This window comes from Solidesulfovibrio magneticus RS-1, assembly GCF_000010665.1.
GTDB lineage: Bacteria > Desulfobacterota > Desulfovibrionia > Desulfovibrionales > Desulfovibrionaceae > Solidesulfovibrio > Solidesulfovibrio magneticus.
Window position 1 is genome coordinate 2,141,652 of the sequence record NC_012796.1, and the last position, 22,686, is coordinate 2,164,337.

At 62.9% G+C, this 22,686-nt stretch carries 23 protein-coding genes and 1 pseudogene; 13 read left to right on the plus strand and 11 right to left on the minus strand.

The window, feature by feature from the left end; all coding sequences use genetic code 11:
* The first annotated feature begins 23 nt into the window (after positions 1-23).
* From DMR_RS08995 to DMR_RS09010, 4 genes are all read left to right on the plus strand, one after another.
* On the plus strand, positions 24-506 hold the full coding sequence (locus DMR_RS08995) for an ATP-binding protein (protein ID WP_232502899.1): 483 nt from the start codon (positions 24-26) through the stop codon (positions 504-506).
* 19 nt (positions 507-525) lie between these two features.
* Positions 526-861 (plus strand): STAS domain-containing protein, encoded by a 336-nt coding sequence (locus DMR_RS09000; RefSeq protein ID WP_015860603.1) that lies wholly within the window; start codon positions 526-528, stop codon positions 859-861.
* Positions 862-886: 25 nt separating this feature from the next.
* Positions 887-1,534 carry a hypothetical protein gene (locus tag DMR_RS09005; RefSeq protein ID WP_015860604.1) on the plus strand — a complete coding sequence of 216 codons (648 nt, stop codon included), beginning with the start codon at positions 887-889 and terminating at the stop codon, positions 1,532-1,534.
* Between the two features lie 81 nt (positions 1,535-1,615).
* Positions 1,616-3,325 carry a dynamin family protein gene (locus tag DMR_RS09010; protein WP_015860605.1) on the plus strand — a complete coding sequence of 570 codons (1,710 nt, stop codon included), beginning with the start codon at positions 1,616-1,618 and terminating at the stop codon, positions 3,323-3,325.
* A 140-nt stretch (positions 3,326-3,465) separates the two neighbouring features.
* Here the strand turns inward: DMR_RS09010 and DMR_RS09015 are convergent, their stop codons facing one another.
* Complete coding sequence (locus tag DMR_RS09015; RefSeq protein WP_043600370.1) at positions 3,466-3,891, minus strand: thermonuclease family protein; 426 nt, start codon at positions 3,889-3,891, stop codon at positions 3,466-3,468.
* Positions 3,892-4,170: 279 nt separating this feature from the next.
* On the opposite strand from DMR_RS09015, the gene secF reads away from it, so the two are divergent.
* Complete coding sequence (gene secF, locus DMR_RS09020; protein WP_015860607.1) at positions 4,171-5,274, plus strand: protein translocase subunit SecF; 1,104 nt, start codon at positions 4,171-4,173, stop codon at positions 5,272-5,274.
* Between the two features lie 514 nt (positions 5,275-5,788).
* On the opposite strand, the gene DMR_RS09025 is transcribed toward secF, so the two are convergent.
* The 5 genes from DMR_RS09025 to DMR_RS09045 all read right to left on the minus strand — a co-directional run bounded on the left by DMR_RS09025 (position 5,789) and on the right by DMR_RS09045 (position 9,742).
* Complete coding sequence (locus DMR_RS09025; RefSeq protein WP_232502900.1) at positions 5,789-6,097, minus strand: hypothetical protein; 309 nt, start codon at positions 6,095-6,097, stop codon at positions 5,789-5,791.
* Positions 6,098-6,158: 61 nt separating this feature from the next.
* Positions 6,159-6,425, minus strand: a complete 267-nt coding sequence (locus DMR_RS09030) for a hypothetical protein (RefSeq protein ID WP_043600372.1) — start codon at positions 6,423-6,425, stop codon at positions 6,159-6,161.
* 210 nt (positions 6,426-6,635) lie between these two features.
* Positions 6,636-7,802, minus strand: coding sequence for a response regulator (locus tag DMR_RS09035; RefSeq protein ID WP_043601630.1), 1,167 nt, complete (start codon positions 7,800-7,802; stop codon positions 6,636-6,638).
* Between the two features lie 150 nt (positions 7,803-7,952).
* Positions 7,953-8,936, minus strand: a complete 984-nt coding sequence (gene gap / locus DMR_RS09040) for a type I glyceraldehyde-3-phosphate dehydrogenase (RefSeq protein ID WP_015860610.1) — start codon at positions 8,934-8,936, stop codon at positions 7,953-7,955.
* A gap of 191 nt (positions 8,937-9,127) precedes the next feature.
* Complete coding sequence (locus DMR_RS09045; RefSeq protein WP_015860611.1) at positions 9,128-9,742, minus strand: hypothetical protein; 615 nt, start codon at positions 9,740-9,742, stop codon at positions 9,128-9,130.
* A 169-nt stretch (positions 9,743-9,911) separates the two neighbouring features.
* On the opposite strand from DMR_RS09045, the gene DMR_RS09050 reads away from it, so the two are divergent.
* The 3 genes from DMR_RS09050 to DMR_RS09060 all read left to right on the plus strand — a co-directional run bounded on the left by DMR_RS09050 (position 9,912) and on the right by DMR_RS09060 (position 11,486).
* Positions 9,912-10,424 (plus strand): hypothetical protein, encoded by a 513-nt coding sequence (locus tag DMR_RS09050; protein ID WP_015860612.1) that lies wholly within the window; start codon positions 9,912-9,914, stop codon positions 10,422-10,424.
* A 108-nt stretch (positions 10,425-10,532) separates the two neighbouring features.
* The gene (locus DMR_RS09055; protein WP_006919200.1) at positions 10,533-10,760 is read left to right on the plus strand and encodes a hypothetical protein; all 228 of its coding nucleotides are present in this window, start codon (positions 10,533-10,535) and stop codon (positions 10,758-10,760) included.
* A gap of 243 nt (positions 10,761-11,003) precedes the next feature.
* Positions 11,004-11,486: a hypothetical protein gene (locus DMR_RS09060; RefSeq protein WP_015860613.1), complete on the plus strand. Its 483-nt coding sequence runs from the start codon at positions 11,004-11,006 to the stop codon at positions 11,484-11,486.
* Between the two features lie 4 nt (positions 11,487-11,490).
* Here the strand turns inward: DMR_RS09060 and DMR_RS09065 are convergent, their stop codons facing one another.
* From DMR_RS09065 to DMR_RS09075, 3 genes are all read right to left on the minus strand, one after another.
* Positions 11,491-12,552 (minus strand): polysaccharide deacetylase family protein, encoded by a 1,062-nt coding sequence (locus DMR_RS09065; protein ID WP_015860614.1) that lies wholly within the window; start codon positions 12,550-12,552, stop codon positions 11,491-11,493.
* A 200-nt stretch (positions 12,553-12,752) separates the two neighbouring features.
* Positions 12,753-12,962 (minus strand): TOBE domain-containing protein, encoded by a 210-nt coding sequence (locus tag DMR_RS09070; protein ID WP_006919203.1) that lies wholly within the window; start codon positions 12,960-12,962, stop codon positions 12,753-12,755.
* A 557-nt stretch (positions 12,963-13,519) separates the two neighbouring features.
* The gene (locus tag DMR_RS09075; protein ID WP_052278979.1) at positions 13,520-14,596 is read right to left on the minus strand and encodes a D-alanyl-D-alanine carboxypeptidase family protein; all 1,077 of its coding nucleotides are present in this window, start codon (positions 14,594-14,596) and stop codon (positions 13,520-13,522) included.
* A gap of 420 nt (positions 14,597-15,016) precedes the next feature.
* Here DMR_RS09075 and DMR_RS25775 point away from each other — a divergent pair, with 420 nt between their 5' ends.
* The 5 genes from DMR_RS25775 to DMR_RS23315 all read left to right on the plus strand — a co-directional run bounded on the left by DMR_RS25775 (position 15,017) and on the right by DMR_RS23315 (position 18,811).
* Positions 15,017-15,193 (plus strand): DUF6538 domain-containing protein, encoded by a 177-nt coding sequence (locus DMR_RS25775; protein ID WP_407636341.1) that lies wholly within the window; start codon positions 15,017-15,019, stop codon positions 15,191-15,193.
* A gap of 37 nt (positions 15,194-15,230) precedes the next feature.
* Positions 15,231-16,586 (plus strand): transposase, encoded by a 1,356-nt coding sequence (locus DMR_RS09080; RefSeq protein WP_012749653.1) that lies wholly within the window; start codon positions 15,231-15,233, stop codon positions 16,584-16,586.
* Between the two features lie 89 nt (positions 16,587-16,675).
* On the plus strand, positions 16,676-17,524 hold the full coding sequence (locus DMR_RS24900) for a hypothetical protein (protein WP_052278980.1): 849 nt from the start codon (positions 16,676-16,678) through the stop codon (positions 17,522-17,524).
* Positions 17,514-18,107, plus strand: coding sequence for a site-specific integrase (locus DMR_RS09085; protein WP_052278981.1), 594 nt, complete (start codon positions 17,514-17,516; stop codon positions 18,105-18,107). Before DMR_RS24900 ends, DMR_RS09085 begins: the two co-directional genes overlap by 11 nt.
* An 11-nt stretch (positions 18,108-18,118) precedes the next feature.
* Positions 18,119-18,811, plus strand: a complete 693-nt coding sequence (locus DMR_RS23315) for a KilA-N domain-containing protein (RefSeq protein WP_148208398.1) — start codon at positions 18,119-18,121, stop codon at positions 18,809-18,811.
* Here DMR_RS23315 and DMR_RS24440 read toward each other — a convergent pair.
* Both DMR_RS24440 and DMR_RS09100 read right to left on the minus strand, forming a co-directional pair.
* Positions 18,714-20,477 carry an SGNH/GDSL hydrolase family protein gene (locus DMR_RS24440; RefSeq protein ID WP_043600381.1) on the minus strand — a complete coding sequence of 588 codons (1,764 nt, stop codon included), beginning with the start codon at positions 20,475-20,477 and terminating at the stop codon, positions 18,714-18,716. The two genes, DMR_RS23315 and DMR_RS24440, sit on opposite strands and share 98 nt — an antisense overlap.
* 309 nt (positions 20,478-20,786) lie before the next feature.
* Positions 20,787-21,994: pseudogene (locus DMR_RS09100) on the minus strand (IS256 family transposase).
* Between the last annotated feature and the right edge of the window lie 692 nt (positions 21,995-22,686).

Genomic DNA, 22,686 nt, shown 5'->3' on the forward strand with positions numbered 1-22,686 from the left:
TTTCATGCTGTCGGACGGGACTGATGGCCCGTTTTGCGGCCAATCACGCGCGCAACGCCCCGCAGCAAGGGACGCGGCGCGCCGGGGACAGGATGCTGCCGGGTTTTTCCTTGCGCATAGCCAACCGCCTGCTGGAACTAGACCGCGTGGCCGACGCCGTGGAAGCCTTCGGCGAGGCCCATGGCCTCTCCGCCAAGCTGCGCTACCAGCTCCGTCTGGTTCTGGACGAACTGCTCACCAACACCATCTCTTATGGCTATGCCGATGACGGGGAACACGGCATCCATGTGGGCATGGCCGAGGAGGGCGGGCGGCTGCGTTTTCTCCTGGAAGACGATGCCCGGCCCTTCGATCCGCTGACGGCCCGGATTCCCGACGTGAATGCGCCGGTGGACGAACGGCCCATCGGCGGGCTTGGCATCCATCTCGTGCGCACCATCATGGACCGGGTGGCCTACGAGCGCGTGGGCGGTCTTAACCGCCTGGTGCTGGAAAAAGACATTTGACATCGACAAAGGGGGCGACATGCAACTCGTGGAGAAGGAGAGCGGCGAGGTCACGGTGTTGGAGCTGGGCGGCCGGCTCGACAGCAACACCTCCAAGGTGCTCGAGGACAAGGTGATGGAGATTCTGGGCCAGGGCAAAAAGAAGGTGCTCATGGATTTCGCCGACGTGGACTACATCAATTCCACCGGCCTTCGCGTGCTGCTTCTGGCCTTGCAGCAGCTCAAAAAGGTTCAGGGCAAGCTGGTCTTGTCCTCTATCAAGGACTACATGAAGGAAGTCTTCGAGATTTCCGGCTACACCGAGATCTTTCCGATCTTTCCGACCCAGGAAGAGGCCCTGGCCAATTTTTCCTGATCCCCGACCGCCGAGAGGAGGACGGATGATGCCAAGACCCGTTAACGCGCCGGCCTGGCTCGCCCTGGCCGCGACCATGGCCTTTACGCTGCTGCTGGCGGGCCGGCCGGCCCTGGCCGCCGAAGCCCCGAGTTCCCTGGCCGGCATCCGCCTCGGGGCCACGGTCGAGGAGCAGGCGGCCAAGCTTGTGCCCACTGAAGCCAACAAGACCTTTCATCGGCCGGCTCTTGGCATCATGCCCGTGGCCGCCCTCAAGGGCTTTCGCAGCGGCTATGTCGACTACGGCATGTGCGCGGCCAAGGGGCGGGTGGTGCGGATCAAGATGAACTACGCCGACGATTCGTTGGAGTTTTTCAATCGTATCCTGGAAGCCCTCAAGAAACGCTACGGCGAGCCCAAGGAGTGGCGCGGCAACGCCTTTGGCACCCTGCGCACCTGGAAATGGAGCCTCAAGTCCAAGGACCTGGGAGCGGTGAGCCTCATTCTCATGCATTATGCCGGCGACGACGGGGCTTTTACCGACGGCAACTCCATCCGCATCGCCGCCACCGACCTGGTGCGCGCCGAGGAAGTGTGCCAGGCCGGCGCGACCACGGCCAAGAAGGACGAACCCAAGCCCGGCAAGGACGCCACCATTGAGGCCCTGGGCCTGGACTGTTTTTTGCCGCAATAGCTTAAACGCCATTCCCCGGCTTGTCCCAGGCGCGGCCGGCCGCGCCCACCGACGCCATGGCCGGCAAACTACGGGAGCGCTGTGACCACGACCTTGCTTGAAGCGCGCTATCTGGCCCTGCGCGGCGAACTGACCGGGCACCTGGGGCGGCTTTGCGAACTCCTGGCCGCCTGCGGCCGGCCCGAGGGCGCGGCCACGGCCCGCGCGCTCCTTGAGCACGCCGCCGAACCGTTTCTTTTCGTGGTGGTGGGCGAGGTCAAGGCCGGCAAGAGCAGCCTCATAAACGCCTTGCTCGGTGCCGAGGTCACGGATGTGGCTCCGGACCCCTGCACCGACCGCATCCGCGTCATCGGCCGGGAAGAGACCGTGGCTAAGGCCCCGTCCGGCGATCTGGTGGTGCGCGTGGCCGTGGACAATCCGCTGCTCGACGGCTTGGCCATCGTGGACACACCGGGCGTGGACAGCATCATCGACCGCCACCAGGAGATCACCGAGGCATTTATTCCCCGGGCCGATCTGGCGCTTTTCACCTTTTCCGTGCTCAATCCGTATTCCCGCTCAGCCTGGGAGTTTTTCGACCTCGTGGCCGGGGCCTGGGGCCGGCGCGTGGCCTTTGCCCTGACCATGGCCGATCTGGCCAGCCGTGAGCAGATCGCGGTCAATACCGGCCGGCTGCGCGAGCTGGCCCGGGAGCGGGGCGTCGAAGATCCGGTCGTTTTCCTCATTTCCTCGGAGAAAAGCCGCGCCGATCCCGAGGCCGGCGGCATTGAGGCCCTGCGCCGCCACATTCGTGAGCTGACCGCCGGGGGCGGGCATTTTGCCGGCAAGCTCGACGCCACCAGGCGTTCGGCCCTGCGCCTGCTGCAGGAACTTGGCGAGAGCCTGGACGAACGCGGCCGGGAACTGGCCGCCGACCAGGCCGAGGCCGAGCGCATCCGCTCGCGCCTGGACACGGCCCGGCTGGCCGCCGGCCGCGAGGCCGAGGTGCTGCGCACCCGGGTGGAGGCGGCCTACGCCCGATTGTCCGAGGCGTTTCTGGCCGCTTTTGCCGCTGAACTGACCTTGGGCGGGATGCTTGGCCGATCCGTCACGTCGCTGTGGCGGCGGGGCAAGGACGCAGCTAGTCCGGCCAAGCGGCTGGCCGAACTGGGCGAAACCTTCGGGCGCGACCTGGAGCGCGAGGTGGAATCCATCGCCGCCGTGGGCGCGGCCCACATCTTCGAGAGCGTGTCGGGCTATGCCCGCATCCTTCTGGACGAGCTGCGCCTGCGTCGCTTGGCCTCGTCGCCGGCCCTTGGTGATCCGCTGTCCGGCGAGCGCGACCGGGTGCTGGCCGAGGTGGCCGGCCGGGTGGAGACCCTTTTAGCCGAAGGCGGCCCCATGGCCGGGCTTGACGCCAAGTCCGTCGCGGCCATGGACCCCAGGGCGGCCATGGGCGGGGCGCTGGTGGTCCTGGGCACGATTTTCGCCGTGTCGGTCAAAAGCGCGGTCATCGACGTCACCGGCGGCGTGGTGGCCGCCCTGGGGGCGCTTATTGCCGGCAGCGCCCTCTACTGGCAGCGGCCCAAGGTCTTGCGCGAAATGCGCCGACGGCTGGCCCACGGCGGCGAGACCCTGCGACAGGAACTCGACGAGCGTCTCTCGGCCCGCCTCGACCGGGTCTTTCGGGAGCTGGCCGACCGGTTCGAGCCCTTTTTCAGTGACATCGCGGCCCGTGGCGAGACCCTGGCCGACTGTCGAACCCGGCGCGACGAACTGGACGAGGCCCTGCGCCGGTTTTCCACGCAGTGACTGGAGGCGGGCACGGGCTTTTCGCTCTGTGCGGCGTTTTTCGCGTCCGGGGGCTTCTTGGCCGGGCGTTCCTTCACCGTTCCTTCGAGGAACGGAGTCCAACGGCTGTCGGAGCCTTTGCCGCTTCTGGTGTTTTCCCTTCACCGGGCCGTGACGCCGGCCTCGCTTAAGTCGGGCGTCAGTCCGGCCAGGGCGGCGGCGTCGCGGCCGGCCACCAGCACCACGGCGTTGAGGCGGAAGTATTTGTCGCGCCGGATGCGCGTGAGCGTCACGGCCGTGCCCGGCGGGAGTAGGGCGGTCATGGCTTGGCGGGCCTCCTCGGCCGTCTGGCGCACGGCCGGGTCCGGGTCGCGCCGTTCGGGCGCGTTCACCCCGGCCAGACGTACGCGTATCGCCTTGCCGATAACTGGAGGATACTCCGGGATGTCCATCACCACCGTGTCGCCGTCGCACACCCGCACCACCACCGCTTGCACCTGGCCGAAATCCGCGCCGGCGGCGACAACAGGCCCGGATAACAGCCAGCAGAGGGCAAACAGCAGACAGGCGGCAGGGGATGGGCGCATGGGCAAGTTGTAATCGCTTATTTGATAAAATAGAATAGTAAATTTTCAATCTGTCTTGCCGCGACGACAGCTGGCCAGCGGCCACGGTGGGGGCAAACCGGCAAAAGGCTTCGCCGCAACCGGCGCACGACCGGCATGCGACCGTCTGGCCCCTACAACCAGCTTGACAAGGCCCGCCGGTTTGGCGGAAGCTGCAAAGTCTTTCGCGACATGTACGGGGCATTGGCTTACGCCGCCCCTTGCGCCAACATTCCCGATCAATCCATTCAGGGGGAGACGATGGTTCTGGAGCTGATACGGCCCGGCACGAACATCAATTTTCTCAAGTACCGCAAACTGGCCTACCTCGTGTCGGCGGCCATCGTCCTGGCCGGCTTCATTTCGCTGGCCGTCAAGGGCGGCCCGCGTTTCGGCGTCGACTTCTCGGGCGGTCTGTCCATCCAGGTGCGTTTCGCCAAGACCATGGACGCCGAGCGCATCGACAAGGCCGTGGAAGAGGTGGGGCTCAAGAACGTGACGGTCCAGCGCTTCGGCAACGAAGAAGCCAACGAGTTCCTCATCCGGGCCTCGGACCATGACGTCAACCAGGAGGCCGTGCGCACGAGCATCGAGGCGGCCCTGGCCAAGAACCTGCCCGACTCCGGCTATTCGTTGCAGCGCCTGGAAATGGTCGGCCCCAAGGTCGGCGCGGACCTGCGCGGCAAGGCCCTGGAAGCCATTTTCTATTCGGTGCTTCTCATCGCCATCTATATTTCGGGACGTTTCGAGCATCGCTGGATGGCGGCCGGCCTCATGGCCGCGGGCCTTGCCGGCGGCATCTACGTGCTCAAGCTTGTGGGCGCATCCACGGTCTGGCTCATCGTGGCGGCCATGGCCATTACCTTGTTCCTGTGCTTTGTCATGCGGCTCAAGTACGCGCTGGGGGCTGTGGTGGCCGACCTGCATGATGTCTTCATCACCGTCGGCATCTTTTCGCTGCTCAACATCGAGTTCGACCTGACCATCGTGGCGGCGCTTTTAACCATCCTCGGCTACTCCCTTAACGACACCATCATCGTCTACGACCGCATCCGGGAAAAGCTGCGCACAACCGACAAGTCCGTGCCCTTCGAGCAGGTCATCAACCAGAGCATCAACGAGACTCTCTCGCGCACCATTCTCACGGCCGGCACCACGCTCATCACCGTCACCTGCCTGTTTTTCCTGGGCGGTCCGGTCATCCACGACTTTGCCCTGGCCATGATCATCGGCATCCTGGCCGGCACCTTCTCCTCGGTCTTTGTGGCCAGCCCCATCCTGCTGGACCTGGGTTCGGGCCTGAGCAAGCCCGAGGAACCCTCGGCCCCTAAGGCCGGCCCCCGGGTCAACGCCGCCCGGGCCTAGGCTCCGGCTGCCCCATCGCCTGCCAAAGGCCGTCCCGTTTCGGGGCGGCCTTTTTCGTTGGCGGCAGCGAATTCGGGCTGTTCGGCGTCAGATGGTTCACCAGTCGTGTAGCGGCTGAGAATTTAGCCCAGGCCGGGACTGCCGTTTAAGCAGTGCCTTGGCCCGGCCTCCAGTCCTTGGTTGCCGAGGCATAGGAAACGGCCCGGCTATCAAGGGCACAGGCGTTTCGTTCAAGGCTGGGGCGAGGAGGCACAGGGCGGGGAGAACTGGGATAGGGCAAGTCGGCTTGGACGGCACTTGGCGTTATCGGCTGGTTGGGTTCGATTTCGCCAGGATCGAGCAGGGAGCACGTCGAAAGGAAACCGCTCGCCCGGGGCGGACAAATTCTCCCCCTGGCCTTGGCCCCAACACTTCATGCCAAGGCCGCCGCGAAAGGCCGAAAAGCAAAGAGCGCCACGATTGGCGGCAAAGGGGCTGGCCGTTCCAGCCGGACGGGAAGACGCTGTCCGGGCGTCTACTGGGCGGGCTTGACGCTCTTGGAGGCTTCGTAGGCGGCCAGCTCCCGCTCGTAGCGGTCCATTTCCACGCGGGCGGCTTCCTTGGCCCGGACGTAGTGGTCCAGGGCTTCGGTGTTGCCGTCCTTGCGGGCCTCGTCCTCGGCCTGGCCGAAGCGAACGTAGGCGTTGCGATAGGTCTTGACCTTTTCCGCCAGGAATTCTCTCTTGTCCGGGGCGATCCAGGGATTTTTGGGTCCCGCGCCACAGCCGAGCAGGAAAAGGCACAATGTGGCAACAGGGACAAGACGCAGACACGGAAGAATCATGCGATATGGCTTCATAGGAAATGCGGGGTTTGGCTCATGACGCCGCAAGGTTTGGTCGTGGCTAGAGCCGGATGTTGACGATGCCGCCCGAGACGACTTCCACCGCGCCCGCCGGAGCAGGTACGACGCTTCCGGCCGGAGCCGGTTCCACGGACCCGGCCGGCTGGACGTCGAAGGGGCCGGTGGGCGGCGTGGTCTGGACCATGCCGGCCGGAGACGGCGTGGTCATGCCGGGAGGCAGGGCCTCGACATGGCCGGGAGGCAGGGCCTCGAACCGGCCCGGCGGTCCCGCTTCGACGTGTCCCGCCGGTGTGACGGCGTCAGACATGGCGTACCTCCGGCGGCGATCCAATCGCCGCTGCTGCCTATGTGCCCCACTTCGGGCGGTATGGCAACAGCCGCGATGCTTACGGTAGAGACAGACGTCTGGTGGGGCGTCTCCCGGAAATGGGGGCATCCAAACGGCGTTACCCGCTCTGGATGCCGGCAACGGGGGCGACGTCAGGGCAGGGCCTGTCGGTTGTGTAACGGCGCGGCGTCAGGCCGCCTTGGCCGAGCGCCGGGGCCGTACCAACGTTTCGGTGGCCAGTCCGGCCAGGTAGAGCACACCCCGCAACAGCAGCGGCAATTGCACGGAAGCGTCCTTGCCTTGATCGTCGGCCAGGGGAATCTCGGAGGTGTCGGCCTGGCCGGTGAGGCGGCGGTGGATGACCCGGGCTTCCAGGTGGCGTTCGTTAAGGGACAAGCCCTTGCGCACGGCCCGTTCGGCCAGGTCCGGCCGGCGCAGGAAGTGGTAGGCCTTGGACAGTCCCACGTAGGCGTCGGCGTTCTTGGGAGCCAGCTCCAGGGCCAGGCGGAAAAGCGACACGGCGGCGGCATAGTGGCGGTCGCGCACGAGTTCGTTGCCCAGGGCCAGGAAGGGGTTGAACCCGGCTTCGTCGGCGGCAAGCAGGGTGACGAACTGATCGCGCAGTTCGGCGAAGCGCTGGACCCGGGCGCAGGCGTTGGCCGCCTGCTTCATGTAATGGCGATAGCGGCGCTGGCTGCCCTTGGCCAGCCAGGCCCGGGCCAGACCCAGGTGGGCTTCGACGTAGAGCTTGTTGGCGGCCAGGGCCCGGTGGAAGGCCAGGATGGCCCGTTCCACGTCGCGCACGGCCAGGGCGGCCATGCCTTCCTCGAAATGCCTCGGCGCGTCGTCCGGGGCCTCGGCCAGTGCCTCGTAGCCCCGGACCGCTCCCTCGACGTCGCCGTCCGCTTCCTTGGCGGCGGCCCGGGCCAGGGCGGCTCGTTCGGCGGCGGCGAAGCGCGCCATGTGGGCGGCCATGGCCAGATGGCGGCGGAAGGTGTCTTCGGAATAGGGGCGCAGCAGGAATCCGGCCACGCCGAGCTTGACCGCCGAGAGCACCTCGGCCTTGGTGCCGCCGGTCGCGGCCAGGATCACCGGGATGTCGGCCAGCTCAGGATCGGCCCGAAGGGCGGTGACGAGATCGCGTCCGTCCATGTCGGCCAGGGTCGCGTCGCAAAAGATCAGGCTCGGCCGTTCGCGGCGTACGGCAGCCAGGGCCTCGGCTCCGGAGACGACATGGCGCACGGCGAAGATGCGGGCCTGCTTGAAAAAGGCGCGGTCCACCCGGGCCACGGCGTCGCTGGCGGCAACGATGAGGGCGGAAGCGATGGCGCTGGCGGAAGTGGTCGGCACGGTCATGGGCGCATCCTGGGGTTTGGAGCCGGGCGGCATTGCCCCGGCCTTGCAAAGCGTATCGGCCGACCGCCGATTTGCATTAGGGCCAAACCAAAAGGAAAGCGCCCGTCGGCATTCCCGGCGGGCGCTTGAAACCGTCAGGCCAAAGGCCGACTACAGGGCGGAGACTTTCTTGATGAGGCGCACGAGCTGGTGGGTAAACCCGGCCTCGTTGTCGTACCAGGACAGGACCTTGGCCATGGTGCCGTCGATGACCTGGGAGGCCTTGGCGTCCACCACGCCGCCGTGGGTGTCGCCCACGAAGTCGATGGAAACCAGCGGCTCCTCGGTGTAGCCCATGCCGTCGCCGGCGGCGGCGGCCAGTACGGCCAACATGCCGGCGGTGTCCGTGGGCTTGGCCAGCTCGCAGGTGAAATCCACCACCGACACGTTGGGGGTGGGCACACGGATGGACATGCCGTCCAGGCGTCCGGCCAAGGCCGGGATGACCTTGGTCACGGCCCGGGCGGCTCCGGTGGTGGTGGGGATCATGGACAGGCCGCAGGCCCGGCCGCGCCGCCAGTCCTTGTGGGAGCCGTCGAGAATCCGCTGGCTCATGGTGTAGGAGTGGATGGTGGTCATGAGCCCGTGCTTGATGCCAAAGGCGTCATTGAGGGCTTTGGCCACCGGGGCGAGGCAGTTGGTGGTGCAGGAAGCGTTGGAGATGATCTTATGCTCGGGCCGCAGCTCATCGTCGTTGACGCCCATGACGATGGTGACGTCCTCGTTTTTGCCCGGGGCGCTGATGATGACCTTCTTCGCGCCGCAGGCCATGTGCTTCTCGCAGGAGTCGCGGTCCACGAATTTGCCCGTGGTCTCGACGACGTATTGGCAGCCAAGCTCGCCCCAGCGCCATTCGCCGCCACCGTGACGGCTGATCTTGACCAGCTTGTCGTTGATCAAAAGGCCTTCGTCGCAAGGGACAACCGTGCCGGCGAACCGGCCGTGTACGGAGTCGTATTTGAGCAGATGGGCCAGCTGGGCGTTGTCGGCCCGGGCGTTTATCGCCGCCAGGGTGATGTCCGGATCGTCGGCCAGAAGCCGGGTCAGGTATCTGCCGATGCGGCCGAATCCGTTGATGCCGATGGTAACCGCCATATGGGTGTCCTCCTGGGAAGCAGTGCGTGTCGGATGCTGGAAACGGCCGCGCCCCGGCCCGGGGCCTCGGCGGACGGGTGGCGGCCCGTCCGTGAGCGCGGCGCATGATAGGCCGGGGGGCGGTTTTGTGTCAACAAAACGTCGCTTTTGCCGGTTGGAAACCGGCCGAAATCACGGGCTTTCCTGGCCAGTTACTGGGGCAGCAGCCAGGAGTCGTCCACGTCGAAGAGCGGAAACGCCGGCTGGGGTTCGGGCGCGCCTTTGATCATGGCGTCGTAGCAGGCTTTTTCCCGATTCATGGCGCTATTGTCGCTGACGCGGATGACATTGCCCGAGGGCGAGTCGTCGCCGGTCAGTTCGAAATGTTCGAGCAGGACGTCAAGGCCCTTGTTTTTGTTGGCCCCGAAAACCCAGCGATAGCCCTTGTATTTCGAGCCCTTTGGGACGGGCAAGGGCTGGGGCACGCCGTAACGGTCGCTGAGCTGGCGCACGAGCTTGTCGAAAAGCGCCTTGGAGCCGTCCTTGTATTGCAGACGCACCCGCTCCACCCGGTTTTGGGTGGCGCAGCCGCCGAGGAGGACATAGCCGGCGGCAAAGCCTTTGGTGGGCTTGAGGTTGGCCCGCACCAGCCAGGGCTTGTCCCAAAGGGGGGCGACCCGGGCCAGATCCAGGCGGTCGCGCAGATCTTCGGCGTTGGCCCCGATGGCGATGCCGGCGATCTGGCTGGGGGCGTCGGCGGCCCGGGCCGGGACGGCGGCCAGAACGAGGGCGAGGGCGAGACAGGCGGACAGGACCAATGGGCGCATGGGCGGCTCCTTTCCCGGATGGATAACGTAACGGGTCCACCCAAAAAACCGCAATGCCGGGCATTGTCAAGGCCGCGCTACCCTTGCCTGGGGCCGCGCCATGGCGTAGGACAAAGCCTCGGCCATTTCCCGGGCGGTTTCGTCCGGTTCGATTTCAAGGAGAATAAGAATGTCCAAAAAAGCCCTGGTGTTAGCCGCCTTGATCGTCAGCATGTCCTTCGGCACGCTGGCCGACGCCGCTTCCAAGACCCCGACCCCGGTCCAGGCCCAGCCCCAGGCCGTCGCCGTCGGCGGCGGTTCCGCCACCTTCGCCCACAGCTGGTCCGTCTACACGGACAAGGAAAAGCGCTCCTTCCTGTTTGGCCTGGCCACGGCCGTGCGTCTGATGTGCACCGACCTCAGCACCCGTCAGAAGGACGCCAAGGGCGGACCGGGCGTGGAGCAGACCTTCCGCGACTGCTTCAACGCCTACGCCGGCATGGACCCCGACGCCGTGGTTTCGGCCATGAACGCCCTGTACGCCGATCCGAAAAACGCCATGATCCCCATCGACGGGGCCTATATGATTTCGCTCATGAGGGTGCGCGGCGACAAGGTGGACGACATCATCGTCCAGGCTCGCAAGTACGGCGAAGGCCTCAAGAAAGAGATCGACCAGCAGCGTCAGAAAGGCGGCCAGTAGGTCCGGCGCGCGCCGCCTTGCCCCAGCCTCCGGGATGGTTATCTTGGAAGGGTAAGCAGCGGTTTTTTTTGCCGCGAGCTTCCTGATCCTTGAGCCAAGGAGGCGCGTATGTGGATATGGGTTGCGCGCTGGCTCGTCCGGCCCGGTCGGGAAGAAGCCGTCAGGCAGGCGGCGGAAAACGTCCGCCGGCATTGGCAGGAAGTCAGCCTGGACGTGGGTTTCGATCCGGCCAGGAACGTGACCGTGGCCGAAAGCGACAAGGAAATCCGGGTGGGCGTGAGCGAAGAGCTCGACGCCACGTTCCGCGAGGAACCCGGAGAATGGCGCTACTACTGATAACCGCGACGGGGGGTCTGAATCTTCAGGCCCCCCGTCTTTTTTGGCGACCGCCACCGCATCCCCGTTCGCCCCAACTCGGCGCGGCGGGCCGGCGGCAGCGGTTCGTTGCCCCGCACCCTCGCCTTGCGATGGTTGTCAGGGCGAAAGCGTTTTCCTATGGTGTCCCATGTTCCGTTAGGCATTCTCCGAAGCCGGACGCCCGTTGCCGGCGGGCCAAACGTCGATCCCCAAGGAGGCGCCATGAATCGTCTATTCGCCCTGGCCTTGGCCGTTTTGTTGGGAACCTTGCTGGCCGCCGGACCGGCCTTGGCTCAGGAAGGCAAGGCGAAAAAGGAAAAAACCATTCCCCATCTGGTGGGCGTGTGGAAAGGCACATCGGAAGGCGTGGCCATGGGCGCGCTGGGCCATGTGGACGCCGCCGCCGCGCCGACGTTCGTGAAGGTCGATTGGACGCTGACCATCGACAAGCAGGAAGGCCGAGCCTTTTCCGGCACAAAAGCCTCGTCCCGGGCCAAGGAGACAGTAGTCGGCGTGGTGGACGGAGCCCAGGTTGCCATGGTCGACGACGACGGCACGTACGTCGGCAAGCTCACCAGTCCCAATCGGCTGATCGTCCGGTATCTCGAAGCCGGCAAGGCGTCCAAGGTGGCCAGCATCACCTTGTTCGTACGCGAGCGCGACCCGGAAGCCGGCCAGACGCCATCGGCCGCGCCGGCCCAGTAGCCGGTTATTTTTCCAGAGGCACGGATGCGGGCTGGGGCGTTGGCCTCGGCCCGCTTTTTTTGCGCGGGTGCAGTGTGCCGTCGCCAAAGATGGCATCGTACTGGGCCGTATCGCCGGGATGTCCGTCGTAGCAGTCCGAGGCGGCGATGGGCCGACCGCCGGCCAACAGTTCACTGACCGTCACCAGGGCATAGCCGCGTTTGCGCAGTTCGGCCAAAAGCGCCGGCAGGGCTTCGGCCGTGCCGTGGCCGTTGCCGTTGGCGTGGCCGATGACGATATCGCCGGGCCGCACCCGTTCCAGGGTCGTACGCAGGATGCGTTCGGGCGTGGAAAGGGGATCGGGATCGCCGGTGGTCAGGCTCCACTGCACGGCGGCCAGGCCCAAGTCGGCCAGCAGGGCCAAAGCCTCGGGCCGGCAGCGGCCGTAGGGGAAGCGGAAGAGCGCAGGTGCTGCCGGCACGTCGTCCAGGGCCGCCTCGGGCAGGCCCCGCTCCCGGGCCAGCACGGCCAGCCTGGCCCGCAGGGCGGCATACTCGGCCTGGGTCCAGACAATCTCCCGAATCATGTCCCGGTCGTCCAGGCGGCCAAAGTTGCCGTGAGTCCAGGCGTGGTTGCCGATCTCGAACAGAGGGTCGCTCATGAGCTGCATGGCCCGCAGCGGATGGGAGCGCAGCCACTTGCCGCCGACGAAAAGCGTGGCCTTGGCCTTGGCGGCGCGCAGGGCGTCGATGACCCCGCCGTCGTAGCCCGAAGTCTGGTCGGCCAGTTCGCACAGGTCAAAGGTCAGCGCCAGGCGTTTTTCGCCGTGGGTGTCCACCCGGCGTAGCGACCCGCGCAGAGCCGGCGGCAGCGGCGTCAGCTCCGGGGCCACGGTGGCTTCGGGCGGCGAGCGGTCGGGTTCGTGTACCCGGCCGGACTTTTTCTCGGCCGGAGTGGACGCCAGCTCGGCCGGCGTCCACAAGGCTGCAAAAAGCGCTTCCCGGTCATGGCCGGCGGCTGTGGCGGGAAGAGCGGCGGCAAGCAGACAGGCAAGGCACAGGGCAACGGCACGGCCGAGACGTCCCACGGCAGGCTCCTTGGCGGTTGGAAAACGGCGTGTACGGGGCAGTGGCCCGGATACGTGGCATGGCGGGTACGGCCTTGGCAAGGCCCAAGGCGGCCCAAACGCGGCGGAAGCGGAAACAGCGGCGGCTGGATACGGAAGCGTCCGGCCCCGGCCGGGATGCGACGGCCGGGACCGGACCGGAGGGCGGGGCGGTCGGCGGGCTAGTCGGCGACCAGCATGACGCTGGAGGCCTTGATCATGGCCTTGACGGGCTGACCCACGGCCAATCCCATGGCTTCCACGGAGTGTTTGGTGACGACAGACACGATTTCAACGCCAGGCGCGATTTCAAGGACAACCTCGCTACTGACCATGCCGTTGCTGATGGACTTGACGGTGCCGGGGACAAGATTGCGGGCGCTGACTTTCATGCAGGTCTCCTGGTTGGATTTTATTGAGATACTTTCTCGTAACAGTTCGTTTTTATGTAGGTCAATGCTGTCAATTTATTTGTACTTACAGTCACTGGAATTGGAAACAACATGTCGTTGCGCTGGCGAGACAGTCCTTAAGGGTCTTGCGTCCGGCTTTGGGGAACATCTCGTTGGTGTTTGAAAAATCCTGTTATTCAAAGGTGTTGTCAGCCGTAAGGCGCAGGCCGCGACGGCCTCGCCCTGATTGGCGATGAGTACCGCCAACAAGGGCATACGGGTGGAGTAGCCGCAGCCAGCGGCTGGCGGGCGGCTCAGACGCGGCGTGACGCGTCCTGAACGATGTCTGGCGACAAGTGGCCTCATGCGCGGCAACACCGGAAAATCCAGGCTGGGGCAGCGCCTATGGCTCAGGGAAGGACATCATCAGGGTGGTCCGGGAGCGCATGATCATGGAGCGCAAAGCGGGCGGCACAGGAAAGGCCGCCGTCCGGGAGGAGTTCGGGCGGCGGCCGCAAACCGTGAGGCGAGGACGGAAACGATCTGTCGCGGCCGGTCTAGCGGCTGGCCACGTGCTTGGATTTGCCGGAGGCTTTTTTCTGGGCGGTCTTGGGGGCCGGGGCCTTGTCGGCCTTGCGGGATTTCTTGACCGTGGCTTCGCGGGCGTCGAATCGGGCCGACGCGCCGCTGCGGGCGTTGACCTTGGCGTGGCGGTCGGCCTTGGCGACCTGCATGGCCTTGGCGTGGCGTTTGGCGGAGGCGCGCTTGGACAGGGACTTGGTCGGCTGCTCGGGCTCGGGCATGTCGCAGGCTGCGACCATGGTCTGCACGGCCCCGGAGAAGGAGGCGTCGAGGATGCGAACGGCTTCGCGGTTGCGCACCTGCTTGGTGCGCCCGCCGAGCACCACGGCGATGACCCGGGTGTCTCCGCGTTTGGCCGTGGCGATGATGTTGTAGCCGCTGGCGTCGACATAGCCGGTCTTGATGCCGTCCGCACCGTCGTAGGAGGCGAGCAGGCGGTTGGTGTTGCCGTGGACCGCGCCGTTGTGGTTGATCTCGGTGGTGGAGTGGTAGCGCAGGGCTTGGGGGTAGTGGCGCAGATAGCTGACGGCCAGCTTGGTGAGGTCCCGGGCGGTGGTGTACTGGCCGGCGGCGGGCAGGCCGTTGGGATTTTTAAACGTGGTGCCGGTCATGCCCAGTTCCCGGGCCTTGCGGTTCATCAGGCCCACAAAGGTGGGCACGCCGCCGAAATGTTCGGCCACGGCGATGCAGGCGTCGTTGCCCGAGGCCACGGCCATGCCGCGCATGAGCTCGTCGAGGGTGACGATTTCGCCGGCGCGAAGCCCCATGGTGGAGCCTCCGGTTCTGTCGGCGCCCCGGCTGACCTTGATACGATCAGCGAAGCTGGCCTTGCCCGAGGCCACGAGATCGAAAACCACATACATGGTCATGACCTTGGTCAGCGAAGCCGGGGGGATTGGCCGGTCGGCGTCCTGGCTGTACAGCGTCTTGCCCGAGCCGTACTCCGTGACCAGCGCGGATTTCACGGCCAGCTTGCCGGCGTTTTTAGCCGGAAAGGCCGTTCGCGGCCCGATCAGACACAGCAGGATGAGCAAGAAGAGTACGCGGCGCATGACGCCTCCCTGTTTCAATAAGTGATGTCGATGTCCCTGAAACCGTGGCTTCCCCCAGCCGTCGTCAGGGCAGCATGATCCATGCCATCAAACGCCACGCAAATGGCCGAACTGCGCCATTAAACCGGTATGTCGCTGGTTTTGCGGGAGCTTGAAAAGACGTCGCCGACAGCCTCCGGCCGGGACGTCCGAGCAGGGCGGACAATCGTTTAGGATTGTCAAACGAGCCGTTTGATATTCTTAAACACTGGCGCTGGCAAGAACCAATAGGCGCAAGTCGCTGATTTTCTCGACTTTGAGGCAGTCCTTAGGACCGTCTGAACCCTCCGCAGAGAGCCTGTTCGTCACCACTGGTACGAATTGCTGGTCCGAATCGCTGGTCCGAAAAGGACGGCTACCGGGCCAGGACAGGGGGCTCCGATGGCTGGTCATGCGCCTTCATACCTTGTGTCCCGCGCTGGGACTGTTCACTTCCGTTTTTGCCTTCCTGCTGATCTCAAGCCCCGATTCAAGCGGTCCGAATTGCGAATCTCGCTCGGGACTGGACGCATGCGCGAGGCTCGGGTTAACAGCGTGTTGAAAAACTCCGCCAAGTGACCGAGAATCCAGCCATCGGGGTTCCGGAGGTGATCTGATGGGGCTTGGCCGTCAGGGTGATCAGCAGGGGACGATGTATCTGGCCTGGGATGAGATCCCTCGGTCTCGTGGGCACGTTTTTTACGATCGTCTCCAGCAGATTCTCCGGAAAGCCGGCTTCGATGGTTTCGCCGAGAAGCTGTGCAAGCCCTTCTATTCCGACAAGGGGCGTCCCTCCATTCCGCCTGGCCGGTATTTTCGGATGCACCTCGTGGGGTATTTCGAGGGCATCGACAGCGAGCGCGGCATTGAGTGGCGCTGCGCTGATTCGCTTTCCCTCCGGAATTTTCTCCAGCTTTCGCCCAAGGAGTCTGTGCCGGATCATTCCTCGCTCAGCCGGACACGGTCCCGTCTGCCACTGGCGACCCACCAAGAGGTTTTCACCTGGGTTCTCAAGCTGCTCAGCAAGGATGGCTTGGTCCTTGGAGGCCGCATTGGCGTGGACGCTTCGACCATGGAGGCCAACGCGGCGCTCAAAACCATCGTGCGCCGGGACACGAGTGAGAGCTACCGCAAGATGCTCCTGCGCATGGCCAAGGAGAGCGGCATCGACTCTCCGATAGATGAGGATCTGGCTCGCATGGACCGCAAGCGCGTCGGCAAGACGCTTTCGAACAAGGACTGGCGGTCACCGGTCGATCCCGAGGCGAAGATCGCCAAGATGAAGGATGGCCGAACGCATCTGGCGTACAAGCCCGAGCACGCGGTGGACCTGGACACCGGCGCGGTGGTGGCGGCCGAGGTGCATGAAGCGGACAAAGGGGACACCTCGACTCTGCAAACGACGCTGAAAGCCGCTCAAGAAAGTCTGCGGCGGGTCACTTCCACACCGCCATGCCCGGACGACCCTGCGGAACTGGTCGCGGATAAAGGCTATTTCTCCCGGGATGTCCTCAAGGTTCTGGACGGTGGACCATGGCGGACGAGAATCGCCGAACCCAAACGCAACGGTCTGAACTCCTGGCGTGGCGACCAAGAGGCGCGACGCGCCGTGTACAACAACCGAATCCGGATATCCTCGATGGTCGGGAAGGCCATGGGAAAACAGCGGACGGAACTGGTCGAAAGAAGCTTCGAGCATACGCTGGACCGGTGCGGCGGCATGCGCCGGGTCTGGCTCAGAGGACGAGAGAACATCCGGAAACGCTATCTGGTCCATGTGGCTGGTTTCAATCTCGGCCTGCTGATGCGGGTCAAGACCGGCCATGGCACCCCCAGGGGCTGGGCCAGTGCCTGGCTTGCGCTCATTTGGCCTGACCAGCATCCCTCAATGGCCTATTTGGCCATCGTCATGGTGGTCAAGGGACGATGCTGCGGGATCATCCCCATCGCCATCATCTGCGGGGGAGAATAGCCGGAAACAGCTTTTTGCAACGGCCTGTTAAGGCCCTGGCGCTTGCTGCCGTGGTCTATTCGTTCATCAACGCCTTGAGGAGTGGGTCGATGTCCGATCTTACGAGTGAAGCCATCTCCGAGCTTGTTCGGCAGGAAATGGTCAAAGTACTTGAGGAAGACAGGAAGTCACGCATCCGTGAGCCTTGGTCCTACAAGTTCTCGGTCGATTTCCCCAAACCAGACGGCGCTTATGACGATCTCGTGCCCGTTGATGACCCCGACAAGGCTCAGGACATGCTGGACGACTTCATCGCTGAGAAGCGGTGGGACAGGATGTCCAAGCCTGTCATGGAATTGTTGGAGAAAAACAAGCACGACGTATCGCCGTGGGAGCCAGAATTCAGTGAGACTTGCTATCAGTACACCCAAGGGCTTGGACTCGTGTTGGACGTGATCCGGCACAGAAATGCTGGCGACATTGAGTACAATGTGGAGCCTTTCGCGCGTAGTGAGTCGGAGGTGGTGAAGGTAGCCCCTGAGAAGGAGCGCCATGGATACACAATCTCTGCACTGCTGGAGAAGTACATATCTGAGAAGGTTGCGTCTGGTGCATGGGGTGAAAGTTCTATTGTAGAAAGCACTAGGCGTGTTAGGATGCTGTTTACGCTCATGAATGACATTTTGGTTGACTCAGTTGATCACGACTTCGCTAGGACGTGTAAGGAGCGGTTGATAGAGTATAAGAGCAGGGGGAAGTCGTTGTCTGTCGTGACGGTGAATATGAACATAAAAGCAGCGTCCAGCCTCTTCGATTGGATGGAACGTCATGGATACGTTGCTAAGAACTACTTCAAGGGAATGTTGCTTCATAGCAAGCGACGGGTTAGGGACGAGAGAGAAGCGTTCTCGTCGGAGGATATTGGTAAGATATTTAGCCCTGAACTTGGTGGTTGCTAAGAAAGTCCTTCCGTGGCGTTTTGGGGTTCCTCTGTTGGGCTTGTATACTGGCGCAAGGGTAGAAGAGATTTCTCAGCTTCACGTAGAAGATGTGAAGTCTGTGGATGGCGTTTTGGTAATAGACATCAACGATAACGCTGAGGACAAGCGCGTCAAGACACGTGATAGCATGAGGATAGTCCCACTGCATCCTTTTTTGTTGGACGAGCTAGGTTTTCATCGGCACGTTGAACGTGTTCAGGCGGCGGGAAGTGTTCGTATATTTCCAGAGTTGAGACAATTCAATTTGAAGTATGGTCTTTCTGTGTCAGTATGGTTCAGCAAGTACCGCAAGGAAATTGGTATCGAAGGTGCCAAGTCCTTCCATAGCTTCCGTCACACATTCACCACGAACCTGATTCACAGAGAAGTCCCCGTCCAAGTCGTGGATTGGCTCACGGGCCATGCCTCGCCAGGGGAGACGGCAGGACGGTATACCAAGTTGCCGACTGACCCGGTAGTGCTGTTGCCGCATGTGTTGAAGCTCGACTTTGGCGTCGATCTCTCTCACCTCAAGGAGTCGAAGTTTGCCGTGAAAGAGTGACGCCGAGGCCCATGCTTCCCCCCAAGATCATCATCGGCAAGTCCCCTGTGTCCACCAACGCTGACGGCCTTATCAGCCTGACCGACCTGTGGAAGGCGGCGGGGAAGAATCCCTCGCAACGAATCCCCGAGTGGCTTCGTCTTCCTGCGACGAACAACTTTGTTAATCGTGTCAGCGAGAAAGAAAAGGTGGGGAAATCACACCTTTTGAAGGCTGTCCCTGGCCGTAACGGCGGAACCTTCGCCCACTGGCAGATCGCCCTGGCCTACGCCAAGTACCTGTCGCCGGAACTGCACATGGCCGTCAACGATGTGTTCATGCGGTACAAAGCCGGTGACCCGAAGCTGGCCGAGGAAGTGATCGACAAGGTCGAAGATCTGGCTGCGCTGGAACGGATCGAGCGGCGGGCACGGGCGAAAAAGCAGTACAAACGTCTGGCCAGCGTGGTCTTCGCCAAGGGTGGTCACCGCAAGACCATCGCCCATGGATTCTTTGAGAGGCGAAGCTGTTTGACTGTGACGCGCACGGATAGTGGGCTACAACCGACATGGGGACCATATCCTCGTTCGGAGCTATGCTTTGGCTCGTTTTGCCTATTGGAAACCCCTAGGGCAAAATGGCCGGATACAAGATCAAGTCAAGGCGTCGTCTTGGCTGTCCTATGTGGATATCCTGCAGGCCGAGTCCGCCATCTCCCCTGGTAGTCACTTCGATGTCTAGTTCGTCGATAGACGTTCTCGCCGATGATACCCGCAGAAAGGCTTCCTGTTCAAAAGAGTTCCACCCGGCGGGGACTGGAGCCTTGGCTGTGGAAAAACGGGCGCTTTGCATTGGGTGGCGAAGAGTCACATCGCAGAATCCGGCCGGCTCCCCGGGGGATGCATGGGGGAAAAAGACCAATGCCGCGGCCTCGACGGGCTGCCGCAATCGTAGGTGCAACCTCGCGTGGCCTTCTCCGCCCTCTTTGGAAGTCGTGAGGTATTTAACGGTCCTGTCTGCAGCATACTCAAGGACCATGTTGCGCTGGTCTTGCTCCGAGGCCGCCACGAGCCAGTTTTCTGGAAGCACAAATCGGCCGTCGTCGTCGAAACTCAGGCTGATGGTGACGGGGTCACGGTAGCGCACGGCCTCATTGGCAGGGAGAAACACAGGGGGTTCGGCTTCGCCCTGGGCAATTCGGTCGGCAATGGCCCTGGCAATGGCGGCGTTTCCGGCTGCGCTGCAGTGCGTGTCCAACGGCTCCAGAAAAGGGTTGATTCCCTGGTCCAGGTAGAGTCTGCGAAAGGTCTCAGTCATGTCCAGGGTCTTGATGCCTCGGTTCCGGCAGTGCTCCAGGATGGCCGCGCTGGGGCCGTTCTTGTAGTCGTGCAGTTGGTCGGGGTCGGGCACGATGACGAGCAGGAAGTCCATGCCGGCGGCGGCCGCCTCCTCGCGCAACCTGTTCGCTTCATCCAGATAGCGCTGCCAGAGAGGGGCCGTGAAGGCTAGGTAGCGTTCGTCGAGAAGCTTGTCTTTGTTGCCGGCCACTCGTTTGGCCAAGCGCAATCGGTCTTGTTCCGGGGTTGAGGTCGCACTCGTCGTCGGCTTGGGCTGCAGAGGCGGTTGTGAGGTGAGAAATATGAAAACTGGGTTGGCGTGCAAGGCTTGGACAAGGGCAACATTGACGTCTTCAGCCAACAATCGGTCTTCGAGCGGGGCGAAGGGCTTACCTTTTCTGTAGTTCTGAACCTCAACGTCCGAACGGAGCAATTCTATATCATAGATATTGAACTGGAGCACCATGAGGTCGGCCGGCATTCGGTTGGCCTTTGTCTGGAAGTAATGCAGGTTTTCGATGATGCCGATGCCCATGACCCCGGCGTTGACGACTTGGAAGCGGTTGGGCCCGGGCCAGGAATTGAGCAGCATTTGGAGTTGCGATGGAAAGGTTTGCGCGTCCGGAACGCCAAAACCGAAGGTATAGGAGTCGCCAATGCACAGGATGCGTCTATTGGCTTGCGCCACGGGAGGAACACTATTTCGTAGCCCCTGCTTGTCCGTTGTGTAGAGAAATGGCAAGTCCGGGTGCCAACGGGCCACGGCCCGCACATCCGGCCTGAGACTGCCGGCAAGGTCGGAATAGAATTTAGGATGGGGTAGCCGGTTCAAAATGCTGGGGTCCAGGCGATAGGCCACTTCCAGGGTCAGGTAGGAAAAGAGCAAGGCAAGGAAGATCACCACTTGCCAGATATGAATTCGCCGAAACAACCGCCACCACCTCCAAATAAATGGTTCATATGCCCCCTTCGTGGTGTGGCCGCTCAACGGGCGGATGACGAAGAAGGCGTGCGTATAGTCGCTTGCCCGGTCGTTGCGTAGTAGGCAAGTCATGTAGACACTCAATGACTGGCAATGAGTCTAGCGGAATTGATTCCGGTTTAAAAGTCTGGGTAGCTTGGCGTACACAGATTGTTCTTGGCCGTGTGGGCAAGGAAGGCATCCCCGAGAAGCGCCAGGGTCCGTCCTACGAGTCCAAGGCTCCAAAGCCGAGACGAAGCGCCGGAAGTTGAGCCAGAGGGTGAGGAAGGAAAAGGTACTCCAGGCGTACATTTTGCCGAAACACCTTCTGATTCCAGGGGAAAATCGTGGTCGCGTCCGTCAATGTGGTGTAAATTCCGGTGTGCTTGAGGTGGCAATCGGTCAGGCTGCCCTGAGTGGAATTTGTGCTGGCTGCGCCTCGTTGGGTTGGGGGTTGAGTTCGGCCATGGCCTCGACCTGCATGTAGCGGCTTTGCAGTTGCCACTCGTCGTTTTGCTCCAGCAAAATGGCCCCGATGAGCTGGATGATGGAGGCTTCGTTGGGGAAGATGCCGACCACGTCTGCCCGTCGCTTCACTTCTTTATTCAGCCTTTCCAGCGGATTGGTGCTGTACAGCTTGACCCGGTGCTGTGCCGGGAAGGTCATGTAGGCCAGCACGTCGTGCTCGGTTTCATCCATGAAGGTGGCGAGCTTTGGCCATTTGCCGCGAAGCTGGTCGGCGACATGCCGCAGGTCTGGCTGGCGCCTGCCGCATCCGGCTGTAAAAAGGCTTGGCGCAGGGCGGCCGAGACCATGGCGTGCTGGGACTTGGGAACCCGGACCAAAGCGTTTCGCATCCAGTGGACCCGGCAGCGCTGCCACGTGCCCCCGAACGTCTTGGCTATGGCGGCCTTGAGGCCTTCATGGGCGTCGGAGACGACAAGCTTGACGCCACTGAGTCCCCGACGAAGAAGGCCTTTGAGGAAAAAAGACCAGAACGGCTCGGCTTCGCTGGGGCCAATGTGCAGCCCCACGATTTCCCGGCGGCCTTCGGTGTTTGCCGCCACGGCGATTATGGCGGCGACGCTGACCACCCGACCGCCTTGGCGCTGCTTGAGGTAGGTCGCGTTCAGCCACAAATAGGGCCATTCTCCCGTCAGCGGCCGAAAAAGAAAAGCATGGACCCGTTCATCGATGTCCTTGCACAGCTTGGACACTTGGGATTTCGAGATGCCGGAAAGGCCCATGGCTTGGACAAGATCATCCACGCGCCGCGTCGAAATGCCGCCGATCCAAGCCTCCTGGATGACGGCCACCAAGGCGCGTTCGCTGGTCTTGCGTGGCCCCAGGAAGGGCGGAAAGTAGCTGCCCTGGCGCAGCTTGGGGATGCGCAGTTGGAGAGAGCCGACGCGGGTATCAAGGCTGCGCTCCCGGTAGCCGTTACGGTAGCTGACTCGCTCGGCGCTTCGTTCGTGGCGGCTGGCCCCGATCAAGCCATCCACATCGGCTTCCATGAGAAGCTGCAAAACGGCTTCTGCTAAGGAGCGGAGAAAATCACCGCCATCGGCCTTTTGCATCAGCTCAATTAATGCCATGCTGTCCTCGGCCATCGTGGTCTCCTTTGGTTGTAGGTGCGGCTTCGCAACTTCACCTTACAGCCAATTGACCCGATGGCCACCTCGCCCATCCCGTCCAGACTGGAGGCCGCCCCAGCCTGGACGACTCCAGAATTTACACCACCTCCGTGGACTCTGCCCGTGAGCCGGGTTCTGGTCTGGGGCTTGAGTGAGGTCGAAGCCGGGAAGAAACCCAGCAGCGACAAGGACTCAGCAACTCAAGAGGAAGGTTCAAGAGTCGCTCATGAGTCGATCATTCCGCCAGAGCTTGAAGCCCGACTCCAGGCAATTGAGGAGCGTTTGGCGAAGCTGGAACCGAAAGCGAGAGGTGACATCTGTCTGGAGGCCCTGTAGACGAGGCCACCAAACCCGAATTGAGCCATGCCTCTCTCGATTGCTGACCGCAGGGTCAGGAGGTGAGAGCGAAATTCCTTCCGGTTCTTCTTGATCTCTTCTCCGCCTCCCGCCTCCTCCGACCTCCCTTTCCCTCCATCCTTCTCCATTACTCAAACGCCAATGGAGATAAATAGTGTAGTCGAGGGTAAATTCCTACTGTTTCAGTGAGATTTTGTGACAAGCCAGGGACTGAAAGGCTGGGCAGGGGCATGAGGGTGAGAATGGCGGTCAATGATTCCGACTATTTATGTCAAAAGTAGCATAGCTCAGGAGCAAGGGAGACGAAGTAT